Genomic DNA, 21,122 nt, shown 5'->3' with positions numbered 1-21,122 from the left:
GTAATTTTGATTACCACCAAAAAAGGAAAGGCCGGAAAGGCAGAATTTAAGGCAAATGTATATACGGGAATCTCCTCAGTGAATAAACGGGTTAAAATGCTGGGCGGAGCGGATTATCTCGCCCTTAGGCGTGAAGCTTATGCCAAAGACGGCGTGACCCCGACCGATACCCAGGCGCCAGACCTGTTATTATGGGATCAGACTCTTGATCAGAACTGGCAGGACCTTTTAATAGGAGAATCTGCAAACCTCTCGGAGGTTCAACTGGGGCTGAGCGGTGGCACTGAGCAGACCAGGTATCTGATCAGCGGGACCTTTAGGGATGAGAAAATAGTTTTGCCCGGCGATCTTGGCTATAAACGTGGTGCCCTAAATATGTCGCTGAACCATAGCTCAATAGATAAGAAATTCCAATTTAATAGTTCTTTGAAATATACACTGGATGAAAACAATACCCTACAGAGCGATGTGACCAGCTTTTTTAATCTGGCACCTAATTTTCCGATCTATGATGCCAAAGGGGACTATTACTGGGTAGGAAATGAGCAGAATCCAATGGCCTATTTTGAACGTACCAGTTTGAGTAATACCTCAAATATATTCGGGAATACGACTTTGAGCTATGAGTTTTTAAAAGGCTTTAGTGCAAAGCTGGCTGCAGGCTTTAACAGGATGCATATGAAACAGACCCAGACACTCCCTAAACTCGGTTTTAACCCAGCTACCTATTCCGGTAGCAGCGCCAACTATGGAGACGGAAGTTTAAGCTCCTATATTGTAGAGCCCCAGTTAAACTATAACCTTAAACTGGGAAAGGGAAATCTCTCAGCCCTTGTGGGCGGAACCTGGCAGCACAGTGTAAGAGAAGAGCAAGGACTCACCGGAAGCGGATACATCAGCGATCAGCAGCTAGACAATATCAAGGCGGCTACACTGATTACCCCAAGGAATTACAGTTATGCCAAATACCGTTATACTTCGGTTTTTGCAAGACTGACATATAACTGGGATGAGAAATATATCATCAATGGTACCTTCCGCCGGGATGGTTCATCCAAATTTGGCCCCAACAATCGTTTTGGGAACTTTGGTGCCCTGGGTGCTGCATGGATCTTCAGCAATGAGGGTTTTATAAAGGAAAATATTCCTTTCTTAAGTTTCGGTAAGTTAAGAGGCAGTTTCGGAACGGTCGGTAATGATCAGATCGGCGATTACCAGTTTTTAGACAGCTGGACACCTACCTCTTACCCCTATGGTGGTACAGGGGGGATATCACCAAGCCGTTTTCCTAATCCGGATTACAGCTGGGAAGTCAACAAAAAAATCGAGGCCGGGTTAGATCTGGGCTTTTTTAACGAAAGATTATTGCTCACCACAAACTTTTACCGTAACCGCTCCGGTAACCAGTTAATTGGTACTACGCTCTCTTCCCAGTCTGGTTTTACCAGTTATCAGGCCAATCTTCCAGCGCTGGTAGAAAATACGGGATGGGAGTTTGAACTCAGTTCAGTGAATATTAGGGAGAAGGATTTTTCATGGAATACTGCTTTCAACCTGACTATTGCCCGTAATAAACTACTGGAATATCCAGACCTGAAAAATTCGGCCAATGCCGCTAAATATTTCATCGGGCAACCTATTGGAATCGTCATGGGTTTTGATTTTCTTGGGATCAATCCGCAGACCGGTGTTCCTGAGTTCAGGGATGTAAATGGAGATAAGGCGATTACCGACCCGGCTGATCTGGTGGTGATCGGAAATGCAATGCCCAAATTTTATGGCGGCCTGCAGAACAGTTTTACCTATAAAAACTTCAGTCTTGATTTCTTTTTCCAGTTTGTAAAACAGGAAGGACCGGGGCTGAACTATGGCTATCTGAGTTATTCTAATGGTTATGCCCTTAGAAATAAAGACCTCAGTGCCCTTGACAGATGGACTACTCCAGGCGTTCCTGCAGTTATTCCGGGGGCCAGCGCCACAGCGGGCAAACCGATTTATACTGCCTATCAGAACAATTATCGCCTGTCGAGTGCGAACTGGGTAGATGCCTCTTTTATCAGACTAAAGAATATTTCTTTGAAATATGACTTCAAAGATCTGCTCAAGAGCTGGAAATTTAACAACATTTCGCTGTACCTGCAGGGGCAGAACCTATTCACCATTACATCATATAATGGTTTTGATCCCGAGACCAGGGGCTATTCGATGCCTCCGGTAAGTGTATATACGGCAGGTGTACAGCTTTCATTTTAACCCTAAATAAAATTCCAATGAAAATTATCAATTATATATTGTTCATCGCAGTGCTCAGCTTCTCGCTGTCGTGCAAAAAATATGTCGAAATCGAAGATCCAAAGGACCAACTCGCCACAGGGACCGTTTTCACTACCGATGCTACCGCAACTGCTGCTATGGTGGGGATTTACTCCGACATGAATGCCTCCAATTACCAGTTTGCAAACGTGCTGACCAGCTTCACCTGTGCAATGGCCGCAGACGAATTTGTATATGCTTCGGTGCTTGCCAACTTTGATGAGTTCAAGAACAATGCACTGACTTCGGGTAATGGCTATGTAGGACTTATGTGGTCTTCACCCTATAATTTTATTTACCGATCAAATGCTGTTATCGAAGGGGTCAGCGCATCCGGTACTTTAAGCCCTGCAGTAAAAAACCAGCTTTTGGGCGAGGCCAAGTTTATGCGCGCATTCTGTCATTTTTACCTGGTAAATTTCTTTGGCGATGTACCTTTGATCCTCAATACTGATGTGATTGCCAACAGCAGTAAACCAAAGACGCCGAAAGCAGAAGTTTATGCTGCGATCATCCAGGACTTAAAAGATGCTAAAAGCTTGCTTGTGTCGGCCTATCCGGGAAACGGCGAACGTACCAGGCCCAATAAAACCGCTGCCACACTACTGCTTTCCAGGGTTTACCTTTACACGGGGGATAATGCGCTGGCAGAGGCTGAATCTACCGAAGTCATTGCGGCCACTACACAATATTCGCTCCTGAAAAACGCAGATCCCAATAACGCTGCCCACATGACCAAGGCTTTTTTAAAGAATTCTTTAGAGGCTGTCTGGCAGCTCCAGGTAGTTAATACCCTTGGGGGAAGAAATACCTGGGAAGGAAATACACTCATTCCAACAGGTGCCCCCCTTTATCGGCTGACAAAAGGAAGCGATGGACTGGAATCAGGCTTTGAGGCAGGGGATAAGCGTTTTAGCAACTGGGTTGGGAATTACACTACTACAACGGCACCAATTGTTACCCATTACTATCCCTTTAAATATAAGGTGAGATTGGGCCCTACCGGTGCTGCGGTTACAGAATACTCGATGATACTCAGATTTGCTGAAGCTTACCTGATCCGGGCGGAAGCCAGGGTAGGATTGAACAGGTTAAGTGATGCCAAGGATGATCTGAATGTGATCCGCGACCGGGCAGGCCTGGCACCTTTAGCCGTGGCAGCAACACCGGCTATAGCCATGGCCCAGGTGGAGCAGGAACGAAGGGCTGAACTATTCTCGGAATGGGGCCACCGCTGGTTTGATTTGAAAAGGTGGAAAAGCCTTTCAGGCGATCCTTCGAAATCCCGGGCGGATGATATTTTGCCGAAAAGCAAGTCTTCCTGGAAATCCACAGCTGTGCTTTTCCCGATCCCGATCGAGGCGATGCGCACAAATCCCAATATGGTCCAGAACCCCGGTTACAACTAAGAATTAGAACGATGAGAAAAATAATTTTATGTTTTTTGTTCTCAGTGCTTGCATTCCTGCAGGCCTGGGCACAAAGCGTTTCGGTTATACCCGAGAAAATAAAAAGAGGTGATACGGTTACCATACGCTATGACCCAACAGGTGCAGATGCGAAAATCAAGCCTGGAAGCTTATCAGTAACGATCGTTTTCACCTATTCCACCTTTTATGATCTCCCATGGAAAATGCCGATGGTAAAACAGGGTGAAATATGGACGGCTTCTTTTGTTGCGGGAAGGTTTGCCACTTTTGCCACCTTTTATCTTCAGAGCGGGGATCAGGTGCAGAAACCTGGCCCAGACCAACACTATGCCTTAGAGGTGTTTGAGGGGGCGAAAAGGGTCAAAAGCAGCCTGCTCCACGAATCCTATAGCCTGTCGGCTCAGATACCTAAATCTCCTGACTTACAGAAACAAAAAGCTGCCCTGCTGGAAGAGGAATTGAAAAACAATCCCAGTAACTATGAAGCAAAAGTGGCGTTGCTCAATACAAGGATGATCATGGCGAAAAGTGCGGAAGAAAAGCTGAAGTTCCGGGAGCAGGCCAGAAAGATTATTGCCGCAAAGCTGGAGGAAAACCCGACCCTGCCAGGCAATGTGAACCTGGTTACCATGGGATACCTGATGATAGGCGAAAAGAGCAGGCTCGATTCGGTGCGCAGCGTGATCATGCAACGTTTTCCCCAGGCAGATATTTCAAAAGACCTCCGTGCTTCCATTATCGCAAAAGAGCCTGATGCCGCAGTGAGGATAGCAAAGCTTGAAGCGTTGCTGAAAACAGGAAATCACCCTGATGGAGAAGGATCTGAAACTATTCATAAAATGCTTTTTGAATATTATGCTGCTCAGAGAGATTCGGTTAGGGCATTACTTCATGCCTCAAAACTCAATGCCAAGGTTACGCCCTACACACCGCAGACGCTGAAAGATATCGCCACTATGTTGACCGCGAGCAAGATTGCACCATCGGCAGCTATCGGCTATGCCAACAGATCGCTAAAGATAGTACAGCAGTGGCCCGTGGGTATTATCAGGTATTTCCCTGAGTTTGGTTATATCCCTTCTTTTGTTCCCGATAGTGTAAGAAGTCGTACTGTAGCAGAGGCAAAGTCTGACCTGCTTTCACTCAAGGCCCTTAATTTCCTTAAGCTAAAGCAGGTTGATTCAGCCAAAAAACTGGCAGATGAGGCGATAAGGACTTCAGATGGGAGAGATGGGCTGATCAATAGTGCCGAAGTATCGGTCCAGCTCGGAGAAAACCGTAAAGCCTTTGATATCCTTTGGAGGTTACTGGTCAAAAATCCAACGGATTCCCTTGTGCTAAAAAGCGCCAAACTCAATTTTTTAAAATATAATGGCTCAGAAGAGGATTTCCGCTCGAAGGTAGCAGAGCTGGAAGCTTTGGAAATCAATCAGCTGACTGCTAAAACCAGGCTGCTGATGATGAACAGGCCTGGCCCCGAGCTTTCCGGTCTGGTGGATCTGGAAGGAAAACCGGTTAGTGCTGAAATGATGAAGGGAAAAATCGTCATCCTTGATTTTTGGGCAACCTGGTGCGTTCCCTGTATGCAGGAAATGCCCTATTTTCACAAGGTTTTTGAAAAATACAGAAACAACAGGGACGTTATGTTCATGGTGGTTAATAGCGGCTCTAACAATACCATTGAAGACGCCAGGAAATGGGTTAAGCAGAATCCCCAGTACCAGTTCCCTGTTTATTTTAATAATGACAAAAATATCGGTGAAAAAGTGGGCTTTAACGTAATCCCTACAATAGCTGTTATCGATCAGCAGGGTAAAATGCAGTTTAGGACCATTGGCTTTGAAGGCGAGATCCTCCAAAAAAAACTGGATGTAGAAATTTCCATCCTGCTCAAAAGACAGATTAAAACCGAATAGTTGTTCGGCCGGCATTTAATGGCTTTTTTTATATCCAAGCCGGCCGCTTTTGGTTAAGGTAAGCTTCAAATTGATCGTTTCTTGAAATTTTGGCTGCAGCCTGCAAGTACGATCAATACTGCGGGATAATAAATTTAGGTTTCATCGTGTATGATATATTGATCAATGGCTTTATTTTGGGAAAGCAAAATTGTTAATCCATCATATCCTGAAATTTTTAAGGTACCACGGGTGAATTCTCACAGAAAGGTAATTTACCTGTAGACTGGTCGGGAAAAGAAATAAAAGGTATAATATTGTATTTCCGGACCGTTAGTAAGAGCAGATCTGCTCGAATAATGCCGGTTATTTTTTCCAATATATATGAACATAATTAATTTGATTAAGATGAATCTCGCTGTGTTCTGCTGCACAGCATTACTATTTCCTACTGTGGCCGCTGCACAGAATAAAGAGCAAAAAAGAATAAAAGCTTCAACCCAGGTGCTTTCGGGTTTTGGGAAAATGAAAGAATCCATTCCCTCAAGACTGCTTGAGCTTACCCAGGGAATTGTTATTGTACCAAAGCTGATCAATGCAGGTTTTGTTATTGGAGGGAAGCGCGGCAGGGGCATTGCAATGGTTAAAAGGGCAGATGGCTCTTGGAGCAATCCTGTTTTTGTAACCATTACCGGTGGAAGTGTTGGTCTTCAGGCAGGTGTACAGTCGACTGAACTTGTGCTTGTTTTTACCCATGCCAATAGCCTGACTGCGATCAAAAAAAGTAGCTTTACCCTTGGTGGTGATCTTTCTATTGCGGCAGGCCCTCTGGGACGCAGTTCTGCAGTGAACACAGATTACAAACTCGATGCCGAGGTGTATTCCTATTCTCGTAGTAAGGGGCTTTTTGCAGGGCTTTCTGTAAATGGCGCATCGTTGGAGATTGATGCGGCCGCAAATGCTGCGGTATATGGTAAAGACATGGATGTCGCGGATATCTTTGCTTCTGGGGGAGATCCTGATGATGAAATAGGAGAACTTAAAGCTGCGCTTACCAAAATGAAATAACTGAATTATTATTATAACATCATGAAGAAAATCATTTTAGTTTTACTACTATCAATCGCTGGGTTCTCAGGTTATGCGCAAACCTATCAGGGGATTACCAGTAAGAATAAGACTTATCTGGAAACACTTAAAGGCGTGAGCTATACTTATAAGCAGGGGGTTGTTACCTTGAAGAACAACGGAAAGTATGATCTGGGTACGATAAGTATAACCGTTTCATCCAAGGTGGATAGTACTTTGTTTGGGATCGCCCTGTTTGAGGAGGGGATTGAGAGAGGGACTACTGTTAAGGCTGATGTTTACTTTACTGCAGGCCTGGGCAGTGGTGTTCACGAGGTTTCCTTAAAAGATATTGATCAGAAGAATCTGGTGCTGTCTTTTGATAAAGCGATCAGGGCTGTGAAATGATTGCTGTATGGGGGACGTATGGGATTACCCCAATATAAATTTTTCCGATTTTCTCAGAAAGTAGGACAAAACTGTAAACAAAAGAATTCAACTTAAAAATGACTACAAGCAACAAAACCTTTCATTTCTGAAAGGTTTTGTTCGATTTTTTTTGTCCCCTGGGCGGGAATCGAACCCGCACGCCTTTGAAAGCATCCCGACTTAGGTCGGGACGTGTCTATCGGTTCCGCTATCAACCATTAGTCTTTTGGCCTATAAAGAAAAATGACTAGAAACAACAAAACCTTTCATTTCTGAAAGGTTTTTGTTCGATTTTTTTGAGTGTACTCGGGGCGGGAATCGAACCCGCACGCCTTTGAAAGCACAGGATTTTAAGTCCTGCGTGTCTACCAGTTCCACCACCCGAGCATTAGCCTGTTCCGAAATCCTTCGGTAGGTTAACTTTAAAATAAATGCCTTCTAGTAGGAAGGCATTTAGAGCGAAAGACGAGATTCGAACTCGCGACCCCGACCTTGGCAAGGTCGTGCTCTACCAACTGAGCTACTTTCGCAAATTAATACATAGTGTTGTATTCCTTTGGGGTTGCAAATATAGGAATTAAACTTTCCAATTCAAAAAAAATATTTTATTTTTTTGAATGAAATTGTTAGGGCTTCAAAATCAATGAAATAAAAATAAAGTCTTATTGAAAAGGATCGCAGCTTCCTTGCACATCATCAGTAAGCATTCCTTTTTCCTTTGCTGATTTTTCAAGTTCTAAGAGATAGTTATTGATAATTATTGACTTTTCCTGCTGCTCAGAATCGTTTTCCTTAATTAAGTGTAATAACGAATACCGTTAAATGGTTTTACCAGTGGTTCTGCCCTGGTTATCATTAGAAGGGATGAATTAAAACCAAGGCATGGAAAAATCCAGCCTTGGTTTTAGGATATTAATCAACTTAAATTAACCGTTTGTATATGCTACTGTCAAGTCCATGCCTTTTACTTAAATTATGTCTGGGTTATAAAGATGTACAGGTATTACCCGAAAGTGTAGCCCCTGCGCCATTGGAAGCTGTAACATTTGCTTTTACTGTTGAAGCATTGAGCACAGTAAGGCTGTAAGGTGGTGTGAAAGCCGTTACACCGTTACCAACTTTATTTCCGGTAACAGACGTGAAAATACTGTTTTTCTCCTGTACCGCCGTGGCGCTATTGTTCATCAGATCGATCGGGATCTTAACATTTTCAAATACATTTGACTCGATCAACAGATTTGATTCGAAACCGGCCTGTATACAGTTTTTACTTGCCGTACTGTTAAAGTAGTTGTTAACAATATGCACCTTGCCAAACCTTACCCTTGGCATTCTGGCAACGCAGCCCTGGGCCCACCAGCAGCGTACAAAAGTAATACGGAAATGCCCTCTGTCCGAAGTAACATCATCACCTGAACCAATCAGGTTAGAAAAGCGGTGGTCGTCTGATCCTCCCGGACCACCAGCTCTTGGTGCTTTCAGATAGTTGAATTTACAGTAAGAGACTGTAATGAAATCAGAAGCAGCCTTGATGTCAAAGTTTCCGTCAACACCGTCCCTGAATTCACAGTGGTCTACCCAAACATTGGTAGAAGCATCTAAGGTAACATTGTCCCAGCCATCAACATCGTAAGCACCCGGACCTTCAAAAATCAGGTTCCTGATAATAATGTTTTTGCATCTTTTTACATACATTATCCCTGAGCCCGCCTTGGTCTGATCAGCTGAAACGATTTTTGCACCAGTAGAACCATAGAGTGTTTTTCCCGTCTGGTCCTGAAAGGAAATCCTTCCGCTGGAAGGTACTGTTATTGTGCCATTGACCTGGATTACTTTGATAGCTGTATTTTCTATTGCCGACTTTAACGATGCATAATTTGTAACCACCGTAGCACTGACTTCTCCACCGCCGGTAGTGCCACCGTTTTGCGATGCCCAGGCTCTAGCATAACATATAGCTTCGGTTGTTGCAAGGTTCGGAATGGTTTGGTCGGTTGAAAGTGATAAGTTATTAGTTTCGTCAGTCGGTTGAGCCGACTTTTCGCAGCTGAACATCAGCATAGGGATGCTAATAGCCATTAAATAATGGCGTAGATTTTTGTTTCTCATTTTTGGTTTTTTTTGGTTAGAATTTTTTACAAAAGGACAGAAGTTTCTTCAAGCATATTTGGTTAATATTCGGTCTTTGTATTAGTTAAGTTACATCATGTATCTTTTTACGCAGTAGTTTTGTGTCTAAATATTTGTGCAATCGTTCCCGTGATCGATTGCGTAATGCCATATTTATTGATTTTCGCCATCAATCCATCATAAAAAGATTGATTTCCACTAAATGGCAACCTAAAAAAATATATGCTGAGCCATTGTTTGTGTAGCCTAGCTTGTATGATATTATTGCAGTTTTAAAATTTATCAGGTATCGTTTTCAGCCTAAGTGCCTTTCTGATTTCAGCTTTAGTAAGCTCCGCAAACGATTGCACAAATAAATAATCCAATTTACTGCTGGCTCTGGTTAAAACTCCGTAAGATTGTTGGGTATGCTGTTCAGTGCTGTATTTCAGGTCTTTGTGCTGTTTGCATCTAACTAATAATTAACATGTACATCGAATTTTAGGATTTGATGTGCTTTTGAAAACCTAACCAAATATTATGATCAAATTGTATCTATCGTTGGCTATGTGCTGTCTGCTTTTTTTTACTGCTACAGCGCAGAACCGTATCGTTACCGGCCAGGTATCAGATGCCAAAACCGGTGAAACCCTTATTGGGGTGAGCATACTTCTTAAGGGCACTACCCAGGGCACAAGTTCAGACGGTAATGGGAAATTTAGCATAAGTGTACCAGACAATGCTGCTGTGCTCGTTTTTAATTATGTGGGTTATGCGAACCGCGAAGTAACTGTGGGCACCCAGCGTCAAATTAGTATCAAAATGTCGCCAGACGAAACCACCCTGAACGATGTTGTTGTTATTGGGTATGGAACGGTAAAAAAACGCGATCTTACAGGCGCCGTTGTATCTGTTAAGGGGGATGATATTGCTAAAGTGCCTTCGGCAAATCCGCTTGAGTCTATTCAGGGAAAAGTACCAGGGGTTGATATTACCAGAAGCAGTGGCTCAGCTTCATCGGGCGTTAATATTAATATCAGGGGTACCCGTTCCATTTCGGCAGGAAACGGTCCGCTTATTATTGTTGATGGTGTGCAGTACGGAAGTTTGCAGGATCTAAATGCGAACGACATTGCTTCTATGGAAATACTCAAAGATGCTTCCTCTACTGCAATATACGGATCGAGAGGTGCCAATGGTGTAATCCTGGTAACCACTAAAAAAGGGATTTCCGGACAGGCTGTTGTATCACTTAATTCCTATTATGGGATCTCGCAGGTTGCGCGGTATCCGGGTGTGATGGATGGGCAGCAGTTTGTTGAGCAGCGCCGACAGGCCTATCGTACAACAGGAAACTGGGCCAGCCCGGCGGATGATATCAAAATATTTAATTCGGCCGAGTATGCAGCCGTTCAGAATAACCAGTTTACCAACTATCAGGATCTCCTGCTCCATGATGGTAGCCAACAGGATTATCAGCTCGGTGTTAGGGCCGGAACAGAGAAAACCAAAGCCTACTTTTCGCTCGATTATTTAAATGAAAAAGGAATTCTCAAAAACGACAGATCGGGGCGTTACTCAGCGCGGTTAAACCTCGACCAGACTATCGGAAAATATTTCACAACGGGGATGCAGGCACAGTTTACCCATTACGAGATAGATAACCGCAGAGATCCGTTAAACCAGGCCAACAAAATATCGCCTTTGGGTGATGCTTTCGACGCGCAAGGCAATTTTATTGTTTATCCGCTTGCAGGAACTTCTGTGAATCCCCTCGCAGATGAGCAGCCAGATGTATATTCTGGAAAATCAATCATCAACCGTACACTCTTGTCTGCTTATATGGAACTAAAACCAATAAAAGGGCTTGTAATCAGGTCGAATCTGGGCGTAAACCTGAATACCGACAGAACAGGCACATTTGCAGACCGGTATTCTATTGACAGGAATGGTTCGGTTCCAAAGGCCACATATTCGGCTTCGAACAGCCATTTAATCAATATTGAAAATTTCGTAACCTATAACAAAGAAATAAAAGACCATTCTTTTACCCTTACAGGGATTAATAGTTTGCTTTTTAACCGATCTGATAATATAGCAGCATCAGGAGAGAACCAATTGCTCAAATCACAGCTTTTTTATGCATTGGGCAATACCCAGAACCAGGCTGTTACTACCGCCTATAACATGAGCAACCTGATCTCTTATGCCGGCAGGATTAATTATGCCTATAAAGGGAAATATCTGTTAACCGCCACCGGACGTACTGATGGCTCTTCTAAACTTGCACAGGCCAATCAATGGGCATTCTTTCCTTCGGCTGCTGTTGCCTGGAGAATCAGTGATGAGCAGTTCCTGAAGGATAGCAAGGTAATCAGCGACCTGAAAGTAAAATACAGCTATGGTATTGCGGGAAGTGATAATATTGGCGCATATTCTACCCAGAGCAGCCTTTCAAGGATAGCTTTCGGCTACGATGAAACATCTGTTCCGGCCTATACCTATTCTCCAAGAATCGGAAATGTTGATCTAACCTGGGAAAAGACCAAAACAAGTGATTTCGGCCTGGAGATCGGATTGTTCAAAAACAGGATTACGGCAACTTTCGACTATTATGATTCTAAAACTTACGACCTGCTTCTTAACAGAAGTTTGCCTCCAACTGATGGTGTAACTTCAGTAACCCAGAATATTGCCAAAACAAGGAACAAGGGAATTGAGATTTTCATTTCTTCGAAAAACCTGGAGGGCAGGGATTTTAAATGGTCTACCAACCTCACCTTTAGCAGAAATGTTGAAAAGATAACGGAACTTGCCGGCGGGGCACAATCGGATGTGCTCAACTCCTGGTTTGTAGGCTCACCTGTACAGGCCTTTTACGATTATCAGAAAATCGGGATCTGGCAAACCGGAGAGGAAACAGAAGCTGCAAAATACGGACAGAAGCCGGGCGATATACGTGTGGCCGATCTCAATAACGATGGGAAAATAGATGCAACCAATGATAGAAAGATTATTGGTACCAACAGGCCAAAGTGGAGCGGAGGGCTTGAAAATACCTTTAGTTATAAATCATGGGACCTTAATGTTTATGTTTTTGCCAGAATTGGACAGACCATTTATCCCGACTTTTTAAGAAGGTATGATCCGCAGGGCGTTGCCAATAGTACAACTGTTATCAACTACTGGACCCCAGAAAACCCGAGCAACGATTACCCGCGGCCCAATAAAAATATCTCCCTCGCCTCAACGCTTTATTCCTCATCCCTTGGTTATGTAGATGGGTCTTATGTAAGACTGCGCAACATCACCCTGGGTTATACAGTTCCAAAAGAAATTATCCAGAAGAGTTTTGTTAAAAGCCTGCGTTTATATGCTACGGCAAGAAACCCATTCACCTATACCCGCTCGGCATTTTTAAAGGAGTATGACCCTGAAAGGGGCGGATCGGAGAATGCACCGATGACCAAACTGTATACCTTCGGACTGAATGCAACTTTTTAGAAAATTAAAGGAAAACAAGATGAAACAATATATATTTAAAGGACTGCTGTTGTTAAGTGTACTCACATTTACTGCATCCTGCCAGAAATCGTTAAAGGAATATAACCCTTCGGGAATGACTGCCGAAAGTGTTTTCACCACCCCAGAAGGGTTTGAAACATTGGTAAATGCGGCCTATTCCTACGAGCGCTGGTGGTATGGAAAGGAAGAGGGTTTTGGCCTTTCAGAAATGGGAACAGATCTTTGGATGAGCGGTGCCGGTGATGTGGCAACCGACCTTACCCAGTACATCAACCTTCAGGGAACAAACGGCGCCATTACCACAGAATGGCAACAACTTTACGCTGCTGTAAACCTGTGCAATACGGGGATCAACAGGATTTCCGGCGCTGGTCTGTCCGCTACGGCACGTCCGGTAAGGGAGGCGGAACTCAGGTTTTTAAGAGCATTTTATTACTGGCATATAGTGGAGACCTGGGGCGGGGTACATTTTTCGCTTGCAGAAACCCAGGGCGTAATTACCACAGCGAATAAGACACCTGTTGAAACCTTCAACAAACAGATTATCGAAGATCTACTTTTTGCGATCGAACGGCTTCCAGTTACAACAACAGATTATGGAAGGGTTACAAAACCTGCCGCCCAGGCATTTCTGGCAAGGATGTACCTTACCCAGAAAAAATATACTGAAGCAAAGGCCATGGCACTTGCTGTAATTAACGGGGGTTATGGCTTTACCTTGCTACCTAATTATGCCGATTTATGGAAAATGTCGAACCTTAAAAACAAAGAAGTGGTATATGCGGTAAACTATGCCGTAAATCTTTCTTTGAACGATCTTTCCGATCCGATATTAAACCCGCTTGGGCACAGTAGGGGGAGCAATAATGGTCATATGCTTTTCGCCATGAAATACGACGACCAGCCGGGTATGATCAGGGATATCGCCAACGGACGGCCATTTAACAGGTATATGCCAACCAGGTTCCTGCTGGATCTTTATTCAGATAACGATGCGCGGTATGAAGGTTCATTTAAAACAGCATGGTTTGCAAACGGTACATCGAGGCCTGCTGGCATGGCTATAGGAGATACCGCTGTATTTGCAACAAAAAAGGTATACGCACCAACGGGTAAACTTTATAAAATATATGACCGGAATGCGGTGTATAATGCAAACGGAACAGTAAAAGACCAGTTACATTATGTATCGCTCAATAAGTTTGATGATCCCACCAGAACAAGCGCAAATGAGGCACAGAGTGCACGGGACAGTTATGTGATCCGCTTTTCTGAGCTTTATCTTATTGCCGCAGAAGCAGAATTCAATCTGGGAAACCCCGATCAGGCAGCAACCTATTTAAATGTTGTGCGTACCAGGGCAGCTAAGACAGGTAAAGTTGCCGAAATGCAGCTTACCGGTAGCCAGGTAACCTTAGACCTGATCCTTGATGAACGGGCAAGAGAATTTGCAGGCGAACAGCTTCGCTGGTTCGACCTCAAACGGACCGGTAAACTTATTGAACGGGTAAAGGCAGATAATCCGAATGCTGCGGGTGGAATACAAGACTTTCATCTGGTACGCCCCATCCCAAGAACACAGGTAGATGCGGTAACCAATAAAGACGAATTTAAACAGAACCCTGGCTATCAGTAAGTTTTTTTCAGAACGGCCGTTCTGGAAACTTTTACCTGTTTTGGATCTATATTGAGAAAATGCCGCTTTCAAGCGGCATTTTTTTTGCTGTTTTCTTTCTTATCGTTCGTTCAGTGGAAAGATTGAAAGGGAGTTGCTGGCCAAACTAATTTATTGGTTCCTTTTTTCTAAATGATGAACAATCAAAAAATGCAAATAGCTTAAAGGTGTCGGGCAATCTAGCTATACAGGATACAGCTGTTGAAGAAATTTATCTGTTTACAAATTGTATTTGCCGATAAAAACCTTATTTTGGGGATATGAAAAATGCTTTTCTACTCTTGTTTCTAGGGGTATTCATTAATGCTAAATCCCTTGCGCAACAATATGTGATAAATGCTCAAATTACTGGTTTTAAGGATGGTACAAAATTTTATTTAAACGATGTCACCCTTGATACTAATATTGATAGCGCAGTAATCACGAATGATTTTTTAAGTTTTAAAGGAAAACTCAGGGCAGAACCCCAATCTCTATGGGTTACTACAAATGCCGGGCAAAAGTTTTATTACTTCACCTTGTTGATGGGAAATGAAAGGATTAATGTAAAAGGGGATATCAAAGATTTTCCTTTTGATCTGAGAATAACGGGTTCAAAAACTCAGGACATGCACAACAAAATGATCGCCCTGACTAAAGAAGGGTATAAGAAGCGCAGCAAACTGGTAGAGGAATACCAGGCCTTGACGGGGGATAGTGCGAAATTAAAAGGTAAGGCAATATGGAAGGTTATTGCCAGGCTGGATAGTTTGGATATGCTCACGAGAATGGATTTTGTGAAACAGAACCTGAATAGTTATGAAGCGCTCGACGCCTTGTTCTACCTTAAAAGAGATTTTTCAAAGGACACCATAAGTAAATTTTATAACGCACTGAATTCAACGTTCAAAAACACCTCTTATGCAAAGCGCATCAAAACTTTTTTAACCGTTGGCGATGCTCTTGAAGTAGGGGATGTATATGCTGATTTCGACGGTTTTGATAGGGATGGAAAGCGCCATACTTTATCGGAAATAAAAGGCAAATATGTATTGCTGGATTTTTCATCCACATACTGCGGCCCTTGTATAGAATCAGTTCCCGAATTAAAGAAAATCTCACAGGCATACCTTCAGGAGCTGGCTATAGTTTCATTTTCGGGTGACGCCGGTAAAGAAACCTGGTTAAAGGGTGTAAATAGAGACCAGCCGCAATGGTTAAGTCTTTGGGATGGGAAAGGATTTTATGGAGAAACGACCATCAAGTATGGTATTACGGGCTACCCAACATTTGTCCTTATTGATCCGAAAGGAAAAATTGTATCCAAATGGTCAGGGTATTATAATGGTGCTGTGCTGAAGGAAGTTCAGAATCAACTCGCCAAAAATAAATAAGAAATATCAATCTATTTATGATAAATAACATTCCATGTTGCAAAGAAAAGATGTGCTGATGATGAGTTAGATCGAAAGGGGCACATTTTTCTTTTTCCTACATCACTGACATAGTTAAACTGTGGTTGAATAATAATCGTTATTTTAACGTTTGTTTTTTTTATATTTGATAATACCAAGTATATAGGCCATGTCTTTTTTCAAATCTTTGATCCTTTTAATATTATTTATAGCAGTTGCGCCTTTGGCTTCAGTTGCACAACGGGTAGCACAGCGTAAACAGCTCTTTGATCATGATTGGAAATTTAATCTGGGAGATGTTAAGGGAGGAAGCAATTTTGAATTTGATGATCAGAATTGGAGAACCCTCGACCTGCCGCACGATTGGAGCATAGAAGGGAAGATTAATCGGGAAAATCCAACTGGCGGAGACGGAGGTTTTTTTCCATCGGGAACAGGTTGGTATAGAAAGAAATTTGTGGTGCCGTCTGACTGGAAGGGAAGGCTTATTTCCATAAACTTTGAGGGAGTTTACATGAATTCGGAAGTTTTTATCAATGGAAAATCACTAGGCACCTATCCTTACGGGTATTCGGCATTTACTTATGATCTTAGTCCATACCTTAATTTTGGGAAACAAAATGTAATTGCGGTCAGGGTAGATAATTCAAAACAGAAAAACAGCCGTTGGTATAGCGGCTCAGGTATCTACCGCCATGTGTGGCTGGTGGTAACGGGGCAAGTGCACATTCCCAATTGGGGAGTAGGAATTTCTACGCCCGAAGTTGCTGAAAAAAAAGCCACTGTACACATTAAAACAAGGGTTAAGAACGAAACTGCATTACCCAAAACGGTTACGGTTCAGACCAATCTCCTTGACCCAGGACTGAAAAAGTCAGGCGCAATGCAAACCCTGATCAGGTTGGACGCGCATAGTGAAAAGGAGGTAATTCAGGATATACAGGTAGAAAAACCACTTTTATGGTCGCCAAAAAAACCTAACCTATACCAGGCTCAAATTAATATTATATCCAATAAAAAGGTGATCGATGGCAACCGGACAGATTTTGGGATCCGTTCATTAAGATTTACGACAGAGAATGGTTTTCAGCTCAATGGACAGACACTTAAACTCAATGGCGGCTGTGTGCACCATGATAACGGGTGTTTAGGCGCCGCTGCCTTTGACCGAGCCGAGCAACGACGGGTTGAACTGCTGAAAGCAGCAGGGTTTAATGCCATTAGAACTGCTCATAACATCCCTTCTGAAGCCTTTTTGGATGCATGCGACCGTTTAGGGATGCTGGTTATCGATGAAGCATTTGATGGTTGGAAAACCGCCAAGAATAAATATGACTATGCCATGTATTTTGACGATTGGTGGAAAAAAGACATCAATGTAATGGTACTAAGGGATAGGAATCATCCTTCGGTAATCATGTGGAGCATAGGGAATGAAATCATAGAACGGAAGGAACCACAGGCGGTACATACCGCAAAAATGTTGGTAAATGCTGTTCATGAAATAGATTCTACCCGTCCTGTAACCTCAGCAATGACTACCTGGGATAAGGATTGGGAAATATTTGACTCATTAATGGTGCAGCATGATGTTGCAGGCTATAATTATCAGTTGCACAGGGCTACTGCAGATCATGAAAGAGTACCTTCCAGGATCATTGTTCAAACAGAATCCTATCCCAGAGATGCTTTTGCTAATTGGAAACTTGTAAATAACAATAGCTATATCATCGGAGATTTTGTTTGGACTGCACTCGATTACCTTGGTGAATCGGGCATAGGACGCTGGTACTACTCAGGTGAGGTACCTGGTGAGCATTGGGAGAATAATTTTTTTCCATGGCATGGCGCTTACTGCGGCGATATTGACCTGACCGGATGGCGGAAACCCATTTCCCATTACCGGAGCATGCTGTATAACGATAACGAAAAACTCTATATGGCCGTCCGTGAACCAGCCCCCGAACCTTTGGAAATCAAAGAAACATTGTGGTCGGTATGGCCCACCTGGGAAAGCTGGACCTGGCCGGGATATGAGGGTAAACCGATTCAGGTTGAGGTTTATTCCAAATATCCTATGGTTCGTTTATACCTTAATAAAAAACTGATAGGAGAGAAGGAAACCGGCATAGCCCAAGAGTTTAAGGCTGTTTTTACTGTTCCCTACGCCGCAGGAGAACTGCTTGCTGTTGGTGTTCAGGGAAATAAAGAAGTAGAAACAGCAATACTCAAAACTTCGGCAAATACGGCCAGGGTGAAGCTCACCGCAGATCGCAGTGAAATCAGTGCAAATGGACAGGATCTGGTATTTGTAACTGTTGAACTGACCGATAAAAACGGTTTGTTGCAGCCAAATTCTGAAAACAGGATAAATTTTGATATTGAGGGGCCGGGGAAGATTATTGGACTCGACAATGCAAACCTGAAAGATACAGATTCCTATATTTCCAACTCACGCAGGGCATGGAAAGGGCGGGCGCTGGTGGTTATCAAAAGCACCAAAAGCACCGGAACGATAAAGTTGAAGGCAAGCGCTCCGGGCCTGACCGAGGCTGTGGTTGTTGTCCGCTCAATAATGAGGTAGAAGCATGCGGAATTGATTTCTTCAGGACAGTTGCCAGAATTCGATCGCATTCCCGTATATCCTTAACTTATTTATTAACACGGCTACAAATGCTTCTGCAGAATCTTTCAATGCCAGGATCAAAGCCTTTAGATCAACATCAAGAGGTGTAAGGGATGTTAAGTTTTTTTTATTCAGATTATCAAAAATATATACCTGGAGTTTAACTCCCTCCAACTTTTCCGCTTGATCCCGTGTAACAGTGGTTTATAAAGTTTTCCTCAACAAAAAAAGCCTTTCATTTCTGAAAGGCTTTTTTTGTTCGATTTTTTGTGTGTACTCGGGGCGGGAATCGAACCCGCACGCCTTTGAAAGCACAGGATTTTAAGTCCTGCGTGTCTACCAGTTCCACCACCCGAGCATTAGCCGCTACCGATCTCCATCGGCTTGGTTAACTTTAAAATAAATGCCTTCTGGTAGGAAGGCATTTTGGAGCGAAAGACGAGATTCGAACTCGCGACCCCGACCTTGGCAAGGTCGTGCTCTACCAACTGAGCTACTTTCGCATGAACAAAACTGATATTGTTGTTTCGTTTTGGTGATGCAAATATAGGCAGATTTATATTTCTGTCAAGAGATTTCTTGTTAAAAATTTAATATTTAATTTAAATTGCTGGCTTTCAGTACAAGTAAAATTAAATCAGTTTCAAAACCTTTTGCCTGAAGGTAGCTCATTAGCTTATTTTTTCTTTTAAACGGATCATTTTCGCTTAAACTCTGCACTTTTTTAATGGCCAATTTTTCTATCGTTTGTAAATAATCATCATCATCAATGCTGTAAATTGCCTTTTGCAGAATTTTATCCGGTACACCTTTCAATTTTAAACCCTGTTTAATTTTAGCGCGGCCCCAATGTTTAATGTTGAATTTGCCCGATGCATAACTTTTAGCAAACCTTTCTTCATTTAAAAAATTATTCAAAATCAGTTCGCTTATAATTTCTTCCAATTCATCGCCACGCATGCCCCATTCTACCAGTTTATACCGTACTTCCTTTTGCGAGCGCTCCTGGTAAGCACAAAAATGCTCGGCTTTTACCAGCGCTTGTTTTTTATCTAATAATACTGCTTCTTGTTTACCGCTTTTCATAATTATTTACTGAAATTCGTAAAAATAATAGCGATTACCGTATTTTTCTGAATATAATAGCATGCAAAATCCAATATACACCATTGCCAAAATAGCCGAAATTTTAAATGCCGATGCCGAATTAGTTGATGAACAGGTAATTATTCAATATCTGGTGATCGATAGCCGTTCGGTTTTGGTTCCGGAAAATTCTTTGTTTTTTGCCCTGTCTTCGCACCGCGATGGACATGAATTTATTAGAGATGCTTATGCAAAGGAAATCAGGAATTTTGTAATTACCGAAGCGAAATATATTAACGAATACCCCGACTGCAATTTTTTACTGGTAGATGATGCTTTGGCATCACTTCAAAAGCTAGCTACCGAACACCGGAATCAATTTGATCTAAAAACAATTGGCATTACCGGTAGTAATGGAAAAACGATTGTTAAAGAATGGCTTTACCAGCTCCTGGCTACCGATTTTAATATTGTTAAAAGCCCGAAAAGTTATAACTCACAGATTGGCGTGCCACTTTCAGTATGGCAGATTGAGGCCGATCATAGCCTGGGTATTTTTGAAGCCGGTATTTCTGCAGTTAACGAGATGCAGCATTTAGCTGAAATTATCCGCCCTGAAATTGGGATCTTAACCAATATTGGCGAAGCACATGCCGAAGGATTCAGTTCTAAAAAAGAAAAACTTACCGAGAAACTGAAACTCTTTGCAGCAGCTGAACTGTTTATTTATTCGCCCGAATACGTAACTGAATTAAATGCCAAAGACTTACCTGGTAAAAAACAGTTTAGCTGGAGCAGCAAACAGGCAGCAGATCTTCAGGTTATTGCGGTTGAACCCATCGAAGGCAACTGCTACCTGAGGGCCATTTATCAAAATAGGGAAATCGAATGTATTTTACCTTTTAAAGATAAAGCTTCAATAGAAAATGGAATGATCTGCTGGGCAACCTTATTGGCTTTAGGTTATACACCAGAGCAGGCCGATTTACGTTTGGAAAAACTGAGTCATGTGAGCATGCGTTTAGAGCTGAAAAATGGGATTAACCAATGTTCCATTATCGACGATTCTTACAGTGCCGATATTTCTTCATTGGCCATTGCCCTTGATTTTTTAAATCAACAGAATCAGCATGCAAAGAAAACCGTTATTCTTTCCGAATTATTTGAAACAGGGAGAGATGATTTGGATTTATACACAGAGATAGCCGAATTGCTTTTACAGAAGAAGGTAAACCGCCTGATTGGAATTGGGACTCATATTTCGGAGTATGCTGATCTTTTTAAGTTTGAGACGCAGTTTTTCGACGATACCAATGCCTTTATCGATGCTTTCCCAGGTTTACAGTTTAACCATGAAACCATATTGGTAAAAGGGGCAAGACGGTTTGAATTTGGTCGGATCAGTAAACTCCTTACCCAGAAAATACACGATACGGTTTTAGAGATCGATCTGAATGCCATGGTTGGTAATCTGCAATTTTACCGTTCTAAAATCAAGCCTGGTGTTAAAATAATGGCCATGGTTAAGGCTTTTTCGTATGGAAGCGGAAGTTTTGAGATTGCCAATTTATT

13 protein-coding genes and 4 tRNA genes are annotated in these 21,122 nt (G+C 42.6%); 11 read left to right on the top strand and 6 right to left on the bottom strand.

The annotated features are described in order from the left end of the window. The 5 genes from ASU31_RS26180 to ASU31_RS26160 form a co-directional block, all read left to right on the top strand. Nucleotides 1–2,253: SusC/RagA family TonB-linked outer membrane protein (locus ASU31_RS26180; RefSeq protein WP_157258321.1), on the top strand; the 2,253-nt coding region annotated here is incomplete at its 5' end. A 17-nt stretch (nucleotides 2,254–2,270) separates the two neighbouring features. Next, nucleotides 2,271–3,722 (top strand): RagB/SusD family nutrient uptake outer membrane protein, encoded by a 1,452-nt coding sequence (locus tag ASU31_RS26175; protein ID WP_057935188.1) that lies wholly within the window; start codon nucleotides 2,271–2,273, stop codon nucleotides 3,720–3,722. A gap of 11 nt (nucleotides 3,723–3,733) precedes the next feature. Beyond that, nucleotides 3,734–5,659, top strand: coding sequence for a TlpA family protein disulfide reductase (locus tag ASU31_RS26170; protein WP_057935187.1), 1,926 nt, complete (start codon nucleotides 3,734–3,736; stop codon nucleotides 5,657–5,659). A 363-nt stretch (nucleotides 5,660–6,022) separates the two neighbouring features. Continuing rightward, complete coding sequence (locus ASU31_RS26165; protein WP_057935186.1) at nucleotides 6,023–6,706, top strand: lipid-binding SYLF domain-containing protein; 684 nt, start codon at nucleotides 6,023–6,025, stop codon at nucleotides 6,704–6,706. A gap of 21 nt (nucleotides 6,707–6,727) precedes the next feature. Then, the gene (locus ASU31_RS26160) at nucleotides 6,728–7,114 is read left to right on the top strand and encodes a hypothetical protein (RefSeq protein WP_057935185.1); all 387 of its coding nucleotides are present in this window, start codon (nucleotides 6,728–6,730) and stop codon (nucleotides 7,112–7,114) included. A gap of 324 nt (nucleotides 7,115–7,438) precedes the next feature. Here the strand turns inward: ASU31_RS26160 and ASU31_RS26155 are convergent. The 3 genes from ASU31_RS26155 to ASU31_RS26145 all read right to left on the bottom strand — a co-directional run bounded on the left by ASU31_RS26155 (nucleotide 7,439) and on the right by ASU31_RS26145 (nucleotide 9,244). Beyond that, nucleotides 7,439–7,522 (bottom strand) — tRNA-Leu (locus tag ASU31_RS26155). 70 nt (nucleotides 7,523–7,592) lie between these two features. Continuing rightward, a tRNA-Gly gene (locus tag ASU31_RS26150) sits at nucleotides 7,593–7,665 on the bottom strand. A 454-nt stretch (nucleotides 7,666–8,119) separates the two neighbouring features. After that, nucleotides 8,120–9,244 carry a pectate lyase family protein gene (locus ASU31_RS26145; RefSeq protein ID WP_057935184.1) on the bottom strand — a complete coding sequence of 375 codons (1,125 nt, stop codon included), beginning with the start codon at nucleotides 9,242–9,244 and terminating at the stop codon, nucleotides 8,120–8,122. A 540-nt stretch (nucleotides 9,245–9,784) separates the two neighbouring features. Between ASU31_RS26145 and ASU31_RS26140 the strand changes: the two genes are divergently transcribed. The 5 genes from ASU31_RS26140 to ASU31_RS27330 all read left to right on the top strand — a co-directional run bounded on the left by ASU31_RS26140 (nucleotide 9,785) and on the right by ASU31_RS27330 (nucleotide 18,651). Continuing rightward, a complete protein-coding gene (locus ASU31_RS26140; protein WP_057935183.1) occupies nucleotides 9,785–12,748 on the top strand; it encodes a SusC/RagA family TonB-linked outer membrane protein in 2,964 nt (987 codons plus the stop codon). A 19-nt stretch (nucleotides 12,749–12,767) separates the two neighbouring features. Continuing rightward, a complete protein-coding gene (locus ASU31_RS26135; protein WP_057935190.1) occupies nucleotides 12,768–14,405 on the top strand; it encodes a RagB/SusD family nutrient uptake outer membrane protein in 1,638 nt (545 codons plus the stop codon). Nucleotides 14,406–14,704: 299 nt separating this feature from the next. Beyond that, nucleotides 14,705–15,817 carry a TlpA disulfide reductase family protein gene (locus tag ASU31_RS26130; RefSeq protein ID WP_057935182.1) on the top strand — a complete coding sequence of 371 codons (1,113 nt, stop codon included), beginning with the start codon at nucleotides 14,705–14,707 and terminating at the stop codon, nucleotides 15,815–15,817. A 190-nt stretch (nucleotides 15,818–16,007) separates the two neighbouring features. Continuing rightward, nucleotides 16,008–18,422 carry a glycoside hydrolase family 2 TIM barrel-domain containing protein gene (locus ASU31_RS26125; RefSeq protein ID WP_057935181.1) on the top strand — a complete coding sequence of 805 codons (2,415 nt, stop codon included), beginning with the start codon at nucleotides 16,008–16,010 and terminating at the stop codon, nucleotides 18,420–18,422. Nucleotides 18,423–18,465: 43 nt separating this feature from the next. Continuing rightward, entirely contained in the window at nucleotides 18,466–18,651 is a 186-nt protein-coding gene (locus tag ASU31_RS27330) for a transposase (protein WP_157258323.1), read from the top strand. A gap of 87 nt (nucleotides 18,652–18,738) precedes the next feature. On the opposite strand, the gene ASU31_RS26115 is transcribed toward ASU31_RS27330, so the two are convergent. From ASU31_RS26115 to ASU31_RS26105, 3 genes are all read right to left on the bottom strand, one after another. Next, nucleotides 18,739–18,822 (bottom strand) — tRNA-Leu (locus ASU31_RS26115). A 69-nt stretch (nucleotides 18,823–18,891) separates the two neighbouring features. Then, nucleotides 18,892–18,967, bottom strand: a tRNA-Gly gene (locus ASU31_RS26110). 94 nt (nucleotides 18,968–19,061) lie between these two features. Next, nucleotides 19,062–19,550, bottom strand: coding sequence for a regulatory protein RecX (locus ASU31_RS26105; RefSeq protein ID WP_057935179.1), 489 nt, complete (start codon nucleotides 19,548–19,550; stop codon nucleotides 19,062–19,064). Between the two features lie 61 nt (nucleotides 19,551–19,611). On the opposite strand from ASU31_RS26105, the gene murF reads away from it, so the two are divergent. Then, on the top strand, nucleotides 19,612–21,122 hold a 1,511-nt coding region (murF, locus tag ASU31_RS26100), incomplete at its 3' end, for a UDP-N-acetylmuramoyl-tripeptide--D-alanyl-D-alanine ligase (RefSeq protein WP_157258319.1).

This window comes from Pedobacter ginsenosidimutans, assembly GCF_001442625.1.
Lineage (GTDB): Bacteria > Bacteroidota > Bacteroidia > Sphingobacteriales > Sphingobacteriaceae > Pedobacter > Pedobacter ginsenosidimutans.
This window is presented reverse-complemented; position numbering and strand designations above follow the sequence as displayed.